7 protein-coding genes are annotated in these 7663 nt (G+C 68.8%); 5 read left to right on the forward strand and 2 right to left on the reverse strand.

Annotated elements, in window-relative coordinates; all coding sequences use genetic code 11:
* Window positions 1-242 precede the first annotated feature (242 nt).
* Window positions 243-821: a GNAT family N-acetyltransferase gene (locus tag AX685_RS14195; RefSeq protein WP_231738891.1), complete on the reverse strand. Its 579-nt coding sequence runs from the start codon at window positions 819-821 to the stop codon at window positions 243-245.
* 17 nt (window positions 822-838) lie between these two features.
* Window positions 839-2716: a signal peptide peptidase SppA gene (gene sppA / locus AX685_RS14200; protein ID WP_066489810.1), complete on the reverse strand. Its 1878-nt coding sequence runs from the start codon at window positions 2714-2716 to the stop codon at window positions 839-841.
* Between the two features lie 118 nt (window positions 2717-2834).
* Between sppA and AX685_RS14205 the strand changes: the two genes are divergently transcribed.
* The 5 genes from AX685_RS14205 (at window position 2835) to AX685_RS14225 (ending at window position 7614) form a co-directional block, all read left to right on the forward strand.
* Entirely contained in the window at window positions 2835-4241 is a 1407-nt protein-coding gene (locus AX685_RS14205; protein WP_197418627.1) for an MATE family efflux transporter, read from the forward strand.
* A 117-nt stretch (window positions 4242-4358) separates the two neighbouring features.
* Window positions 4359-4646 (forward strand): co-chaperone GroES, encoded by a 288-nt coding sequence (gene groES / locus AX685_RS14210; protein WP_066489812.1) that lies wholly within the window; start codon window positions 4359-4361, stop codon window positions 4644-4646.
* 98 nt (window positions 4647-4744) lie between these two features.
* On the forward strand, window positions 4745-6382 hold the full coding sequence (gene groL / locus AX685_RS14215; protein WP_066489814.1) for a chaperonin GroEL: 1638 nt from the start codon (window positions 4745-4747) through the stop codon (window positions 6380-6382).
* Between the two features lie 189 nt (window positions 6383-6571).
* A complete protein-coding gene (locus tag AX685_RS14220; RefSeq protein ID WP_066489822.1) occupies window positions 6572-7135 on the forward strand; it encodes a Uma2 family endonuclease in 564 nt (187 codons plus the stop codon).
* Window positions 7136-7161: 26 nt separating this feature from the next.
* Window positions 7162-7614 (forward strand): DUF3429 domain-containing protein, encoded by a 453-nt coding sequence (locus AX685_RS14225; protein ID WP_066489818.1) that lies wholly within the window; start codon window positions 7162-7164, stop codon window positions 7612-7614.
* Window positions 7615-7663: the final 49 nt, after the last annotated feature.

The raw sequence follows: 7663 nt of genomic DNA on the forward strand, positions 1-7663 counted from the left end.
GCCTATGGCGACGCGGGGCGCTAGGAACGCTTCGAAGCTTGGTCCGTCATGCCGGACCCTTCGACTTCGCTCAGGAGAGCCCTGTTCCGGCAGCCACGGTGCCGCGCACCCACAGGCCGACGAGCTCCGGACCGGTGGACCCCGGAACAGGTCCGGGGTGACGCATCGAACGTGGCTGCCGGGGCGACTTTCGTAGACGTCGAACACGTCCGGGGCGGCGGGCGGGGGGGGCCCGTTCCGCGTCAGGCGCGGACGACGCCGACCTCGCTGAACGGGCGCGGTTCCGTCGGCGGGACGGCCGACGGGTTCAGCTCGCACTGCCAGAAGCCGACGTCGATCCAGCGCCCCTGCTTGTACCCGATCTCGCGATAGACGCCTGCGCGGCGGAAGCCGACCGCCTCGTGCAGCGTGATCGAGGCGTCGTTGGGCAGCGAGATGACGCCGATCGCCTGGGTGAAGCCCTGCGCGCGCAGCGTATCGACCAGCGCCTCGTACAGCAGCCGGCCGACGCCCTGCCGCTGCGTGCCGCCGGCGACGTAGATCGAGGTTTCGACGACGTAGCGATAGGCCGGCCGGTCGCGGAAGCGCGTGGCATAGGCGTAGGCGAGCACCCCGGCACCGTCGCCGTCGTCGCCCGAGGTGGCGACGATCCACGGGTACAGCCCGTCCGACGCGGCCATGCGGGTGCGGATCTGGCGCGTGTCGGGCGCTTCGTTCTCGAACGAGACCGTGCCCGACAGGACGTAAGGGGCGTAGATGGCGGCGATCGCGGCGGCATCGGCGGCGGTCGCGGGGCGGATGGTGATCGGTCCCTGGGTCATCACCACGCCCCCTTGCATCACCAGCCCAGCTTGGCCAGCACCATTTGCCATAAGGTGCGATCGGCGAGGCTGGCGCGCACGGGCCCGAGCCCGCCGCATTCCAGGCATTGTGCGCGCACCCCGCCGCCGCCCGCAATCAGCCGCCGCGCATCGCCCAGCGCGGTCGCCATCACCTGCTGCTGCTGCCACGCGATCCGGCCGAGCGCGTCGGCGGGGGCGCCGGCATCGTCATCCTCGTTGTTGCTGATCTGGCGCACGAGCTCCGCAGCGAAGCCGGGCTTCTTGTCGAGCCACACGACGTCGGGCTTGGCGGCGTCCAGCTTCGCACGGCGCGCGGCCTCCGCCACCGCGGCGTCCAGCCCGCCGAAGCGGTCGACCAGTTTCAGCTGATGCGCCACCCCGCCGATCCACACGCGGCCCTGGCCGATCTCGTCCACTCGCGCCGGGGTCAGCTTGCGCGATTGCGACACGCGGGTGATGAATTCCCGATAGCCATGCTCGACCCCGGCCTGCGCCACCGCGTCCAGTTCGGGCGACGTGCCGGACAGCACGTCGGGCTGGCCCGACAGCGGCGTGGTGCGCACGCCGTCGGTGGACAGGCCGATCTTGGCCAGCGTCTTCTCGAACGTGGGCAGCACCGCGAAGATGCCGATCGACCCGGTGATCGTGCCCGGTTCGGCGAAGATCACGTCGCCGGGCGTCGAAATCCAGTAGCCGCCCGACGCGGCCAGCCCGCCCATCGACACGACGACCGGCAGGCCGCGGCGCTTCGCCTCCATGACGGCGCGGCGGATCTTCTCCGACGCCAGCACCGAACCGCCCGGCGAATCGACGCGCAGCACCAGCGCCTTCAGATCCTGATCGATCAGCCCGCGATAGAGAAGGTCGGCAACGGTATCGCCGCCGGCATTGCCCTGTTGCGACTGGCCGTCGATGATCTCGCCCGCGACGGTCAGCACGCCGATCTTGCCCTTCTTAGGCAGCGGATGCGCATCGACGTAGCTCTGGTACTTGATCGTGGTGAAATTGCCCGCGGGCTTCTTGTCGTCGCTGCCCGCCAGCTCGGCGACGCGGCGGCCGAAGGCGATGCGGTCGCCCAGATGATCGACCAGCCCGGCCTGCATGTCGACCTGCGCCAGGTTGCCGCCGGCGGCCTGGACCAGCTGCGCCGGCCGGGTCAGCAGCCCGGCGACCTGCGCCTTGGGCCGTGCGCGCGCGATCGATTCGCGCCATTGGTCGAGCAGCGCCCCGTACAGCGCCTGCGACGCCTCACGCGATTCGGGGCTTTGGTCGGCGCGGGTATAGGGTTCGACCGCCGACTTGAACTTGCCGACGCGATAGACGTGCGCGTTGACGCCCAGCTTGTCGAGCAGCCCCTTGTAGAACAGCTGGCTGCCACCCGGCCCCATGAACAACGTGCCGCCCATCGGGTCCATCCAGATTTCGCTGGCGGCCGAGGCGAGGCGGTAGCCGCCGTCGGTATAGGCGGTGGCATAGGCCAGCACCGGCTTGCCCGCGGCACGCGCCTTCATCAGCGCCTCCTGCACCTCGCCCAGCGCGGCGGGATAGGCGCCGCCGAACCGGTCGAGATCGAGAACGATCGCCTTCACGCGCTTGTCCTCGCGTGCCAGGTCGATCGCGCGCAGCACGTCGCGCAGGCGATACTGGTTGCCGATCTGCTGCCCGCTGAGCATGGCCAGCGGCGCGACATCCTCCGGCTGTTCCACGATCGGGCCGTTCAGTTCCAGCACCAGCGCGCCGTCCTTGATCGCAGCGGGGCGCGAGCGCGCGTTGAGCGCGGCGAACAGCAGGCCGAAGAACAGCAGCATGGCGACCAGCACCAGCGCGTCCTTGATCCCCACCAGCAGTTTCCAGGCGCCGCGAACCAGCTTCATGTGTCGTCCCATCTTCGGGCGGAGCGCCCGTCGCCCGGGGGTGTAGCGCGACGTGTATCAATCGAGCAATACGCCACATGAGTGGCGCCGTGTCCCGTTTTCGCCTAACGCGCCCACCATGCATGGCCATGCCGCCCTTTCCCCGCTGACCGAGGCGCCGCCCGAAACGTGGCGCGACGAGCTGCGCGCGCTGCTGGCGCTGGCGGGGCCGCTGGTGGGCGCGAACCTGTTGCAGATGGCGGTGTTCGCGGTCGACGTGGTGTTCGTCGCGCGGCTGGGGCCGGTGGAATTCGCGGCGGCGACGCTGGGGGTGTTCCTGTTCAACGTGCTGGCGTTCGCGCTGGTCGGGCTGGTCGGCGCGGCCGAGCCGCTGATCGCCGCCGCGCTGGGCGCGCGGGTGGGCGCGGTGCGGCAGGTGCGCCGGTCGTTCCGCATGGGCATGTGGCTGGCGGGGCTGGGGACGATCGTGGTCGTCGCGCTGCTGAACATCGCCGAGCCGCTGTTGCGGCTGGCCGGACAGGACGCCGCGGTCTCGGCGCGCGCGGGCGTGTTCTGCCGCATCCTGTCGTTGGCCGTGCTGCCCGCGGTGCTCTCCGCGCTGATGCGGATGACCGCGGCGGCGCTCGGGCGGCCGGGCTGGGCGATGGTGGTGACGCTGCTGGCGCTGGGCGTCGCGATCCTCGCCAACTGGTGCCTCGTCTTCGGCAACGGCGGCTTCCCGGCGCTGGGGCTGGAGGGATCCGCGCTGGCCAGCGTCACCGTCTCCTTCGCCAGCTGCCTGGCCTATGCCGCGATCCTGGTTACCGACCGCAAGCTTCGGCGGTTCCACCTGTTCGGCAAATGGTGGCGCACCGAATGGTCGCGGATGCGCGAGATCGTGAAGCTGGGCGCGCCGATCGCATTGGGCTGGGTCGCGGAGGGCGGGCTGTTCGGCGGGGCGGGGCTGTTGATGGGCCTTATCTCCGTCACCGCGATCGACGCCCATGCCGTCGCGCTCAACATCGCCGCGATCGCGTTCCAGATCCCGTTCGGGCTGGCGCAGGCGGCGACGATCCGCGTCGGCTTCGCCTATGGCGCGCGCGACGCCGCCTGGGTCGGGCGCGCGGGCGGCGTGGCGATCGCGCTGGGCATCGGCGTGATGGTGGCGACTGCGGCGGCGCTGTGGGCGGTCCCGCACCTGCTGGTGCGCGCCTATGTCGACCCGGTGCGTGAGGTGGCGGTGGCCGTGCTGGCGGTCAAGCTGCTGGGCGTCGCGGCGGTGTTCCAGCTGGTCGACGGCGCGCAGGCGGTGGCGGCCGGCGTGCTGCGCGGGGTGCAGGACACGCGCGTGCCGATGATGATCCAGGTGGTCGGTTACTGGGTAATGGGGTTCGGCACCGCCGCCTTCCTGGGCTTCACGCTCGGCTGGCAGGCGATCGGCATCTGGTGGGGACTGGCGGCGGGACTGGGCGTCGTGTCCGCGCTGCTGCTGTGGCGCTGGTCGATGCGCGGGCGGCTGGGCCTGCTGCCCGCACGCGCTGCCTGAAAAAAGGTTCCCGACCCCGTTGACGGGGCGGGGGTGCGACCACATATCCGCATCGCTGGCACTCGACTTCGGTGAGTGCCAAAAATGTGTCACATGCCCTTAGAAGAGGTAAGAGCAATGAACTTTCGTCCGTTGCACGACCGCGTTCTCGTCCGCCGTGTCGAGGCGGAGGAGAAGACGGCCGGCGGGATCATCATTCCCGACACCGCCAAGGAAAAGCCGCAGGAAGGCGAAGTCGTCGCCGCCGGCGCCGGCGCCAAGAACGACAAGGGCGAGGTCGCCCCGCTGGACGTGAAGGCGGGCGACCGCATCCTGTTCGGCAAGTGGTCCGGCACCGAGGTCAAGGTGAACGGCGAAGACCTGCTCATCATGAAGGAATCGGACATCCTCGGCATCATCGCCTGAGGATCTGACCGTCATGCCAGCGCAGGCTGGCATCTTCTTCATCCGCACCAGACCCCAGCCTTCGCTGGGGTGACGATATCGAGAGAAAGGGTAGCCACATGGCAGCCAAGGACGTGAAATTCTCGCGCGACGCGCGTGAGCGCATCATGAAGGGCGTCGACATCCTGGCCGACGCGGTCAAGGTCACGCTGGGGCCGAAGGGCCGCAACGTCGTGATCGACAAGAGCTTCGGCGCGCCGCGCATCACCAAGGACGGTGTGTCGGTCGCCAAGGAGATCGAGCTGAAGGACAAGTTCGAGAACATGGGCGCGCAGATGGTGCGCGAAGTGGCCTCGAAGACCAACGACATCGCGGGCGACGGCACCACTACCGCCACCGTGCTGGCACAGGCGATCGTGCGTGAAGGCATGAAGTCGGTCGCCGCCGGCATGAACCCGATGGACCTGAAGCGCGGCATCGACCTGGCGGTGACCAAGGTCGTCGAGGACATCAAGTCGCGCTCGAAGCCGGTGTCCGGCTCGCAGGAAGTCGCGCAGGTCGGCATCATCTCGGCCAACGGCGACAAGGAAGTCGGCGAGAAGATCGCGGAAGCGATGGAGAAGGTCGGCAAGGAAGGCGTCATCACCGTCGAGGAGGCCAAGGGCCTCGAATTCGAGCTGGACGTCGTCGAGGGCATGCAGTTCGACCGCGGCTATCTGTCGCCGTACTTCATCACCAACCCGGAGAAGATGACGGTCGAGCTGAACGACCCGTACATCCTGATCCACGAGAAGAAGCTGTCGAACCTGCAGTCGATGCTGCCGATCCTGGAAGCGGTCGTGCAGTCGGGTCGCCCGCTGCTGATCATCGCCGAGGATATCGAGGGCGAGGCGCTGGCCACTCTGGTGGTCAACAAGCTGCGCGGCGGCCTGAAGGTCGCGGCCGTCAAGGCGCCGGGCTTCGGCGATCGCCGCAAGGCGATGCTGGAAGACATCGCGATCCTGACCAAGGGCGAAGTCGTCAGCGAGGACCTGGGCATCAAGCTCGAAACCGTGACGCTGGGGATGCTCGGCACCGCCAAGCGCGTGACGATCGACAAGGACAACACCACCATCGTCGACGGTGCGGGTGAAGCCGATGCGATCAAGGGCCGTACCGAGGCGATCCGTCAGCAGATCGAGGTCACGACCTCGGACTATGACCGCGAGAAGCTGCAGGAGCGTCTGGCGAAGCTGGCCGGCGGCGTGGCCGTCATCAAGGTCGGCGGCGCGACCGAGGTCGAGGTCAAGGAGCGCAAGGACCGCGTCGACGACGCGCTGCATGCGACCCGCGCCGCGGTCGAGGAAGGCATCGTCCCGGGTGGCGGCACCGCGCTGCTGTACGCGACCAAGGCGCTGGACGGCGTCAAGGGCATCAACGACGACCAGACGCGCGGCGTCGACATCGTCCGCAAGTCGCTGACCGCGCTGGTGCGCCAGATCGCGCAGAACGCCGGTCAGGACGGCGCCGTCGTGTCGGGCAAGCTGCTCGACCAGTCGGACACGTCGTTCGGCTTCAACGCCTCGACCGACACGTACGAGAACCTGGTCGCGGCCGGCGTGATCGACCCGACCAAGGTCGTGCGCACCGCGCTTCAGAACGCCGCCTCGGTTGCCGGCCTGCTCATCACCACGGAAGCCACCGTGGCCGAGCTGCCGGAGGACAAGCCCGCGATGCCGGCGATGCCCGGCGGCGGTATGGGCGGTATGGACTTCTGATCTACGACCGGGGCAGCGTGACGCTGCCCCGGACAGAAGATCGGAACGGCCGGCAGGCGGGCGGCCATGCCGCTCGACCGGTCCGACGTCACGGCGACGGCTTTGCGTCGCCGATGGTTCGAGCAAAGGGCCGGCGGAGCGATCCGCCGGCCCTTTGTCTGTCACCAGAAACCCTCTATGATGTGCAGCATGCGCCACGATGCGATCTACCAGCCGATCACCGTCGAGCAGTTTCTCGAGATCGATTTTGGTACCGACCGCAAGTTCGAGCTGATCGACGGTACGATCCGCATGATGACCGGTGGCACACCGGCGCATTCGCGGGTCGCCAGCAACATCCTCGCCTATCTGCACGCGCGGCTGCGCGGCAGCGGGTGCCGGGCATATAATTCCGATATGGGCGTGCGCATCCGCGACGACGAACTGCGCTATCCCGACGTCAGCGTCTACTGCGGAGATCCGGCATCGCGCGAGCGCGAGATGCAACGGGCGTTCGACGATCCGGTCGTGATCGTCGAGGTACTGTCCCCGTCCACGTCGCGCATCGATGAGAATGACAAGCTGGCGAGTTATCGCACGCTGCCGTCGGTCGATACGATCGTCTTCGTCGATCCCGAGCGCGAGCTGAGCCGCGTTGTCCAGCGGCTGGGCCCGACGTCATGGCGCGACGATCTGTTCGCTCAGCCGCACGACGTCGACCTCCCTTCGCTCAACGTAACGCTGCCGCACGACGAGATTTTCGCGCGCGACTGATCGCCGGTTCGTGCGTTGCGCGGGACATGGAACCCGATCCGCGCATTCCCGCCGCCAGTATCGTCTTCGGCTATGGTCCGATGCTGCCGCTGGTCGCGGCGGGGATCGGGGTATGGGTGCTGCCCGGCGGGTGGCCGGTGCTGGCGGTGCAGCTGGCGGTGATCTGGGGGGCGTTGATCCTGTCGTTCATCGGCGGGGTGCGCCGCGGGTTCGGGTTCGCGACGCCGCGGGCGTCGACCATGGCCGAGCTGGCGGCGGCGATCGCCTATGTCGCGATCGCGGGGCTGGCACTGGTGGTGCCGCGCGCGGCGATCGCAGTGGCGCTGCTGACGGCAGGCTATGCGCTGGCGGCGCTGCTCGACTGGCGCGCGGCGCTGTCGGGCGATGCCCCGGCGCACTTCGCACGGCTGCGCCTGCCACAGCTTCTGGTCGGCTGCGCCGGGCTGGCGGCGTGCTGGGCGTGGCTGATGAGCGGCTGAGGCTTATTTCTTCATCGCATCCAGCAGCAATTTGACGTCCTGGCTGCGC

Origin of the sequence: Sphingomonas sp. CCH9-F2, from assembly GCF_001556735.1 — a bacterium.
Classification (GTDB): Bacteria; Pseudomonadota; Alphaproteobacteria; order Sphingomonadales; family Sphingomonadaceae; genus Sphingomonas; species Sphingomonas ginsenosidimutans.

Coding starts and splice junctions, on each gene's coding strand:
- groES (WP_066489812.1), top strand. CDS start 4,359: ATGAACTTTCGTCCGTTGCACGACCGCGTTCTCGTCCGCCGTGTCGAG.
- groL (WP_066489814.1), top strand. CDS start 4,745: ATGGCAGCCAAGGACGTGAAATTCTCGCGCGACGCGCGTGAGCGCATC.
- AX685_RS14195 (WP_231738891.1), bottom strand. CDS start 821: ATGACCCAGGGACCGATCACCATCCGCCCCGCGACCGCCGCCGATGCC.
- sppA (WP_066489810.1), bottom strand. CDS start 2,716: ATGAAGCTGGTTCGCGGCGCCTGGAAACTGCTGGTGGGGATCAAGGAC.
- AX685_RS14205 (WP_197418627.1), top strand. CDS start 2,835: ATGCATGGCCATGCCGCCCTTTCCCCGCTGACCGAGGCGCCGCCCGAA.
- AX685_RS14225 (WP_066489818.1), top strand. CDS start 7,162: ATGGAACCCGATCCGCGCATTCCCGCCGCCAGTATCGTCTTCGGCTAT.
- AX685_RS14220 (WP_066489822.1), top strand. CDS start 6,572: ATGCGCCACGATGCGATCTACCAGCCGATCACCGTCGAGCAGTTTCTC.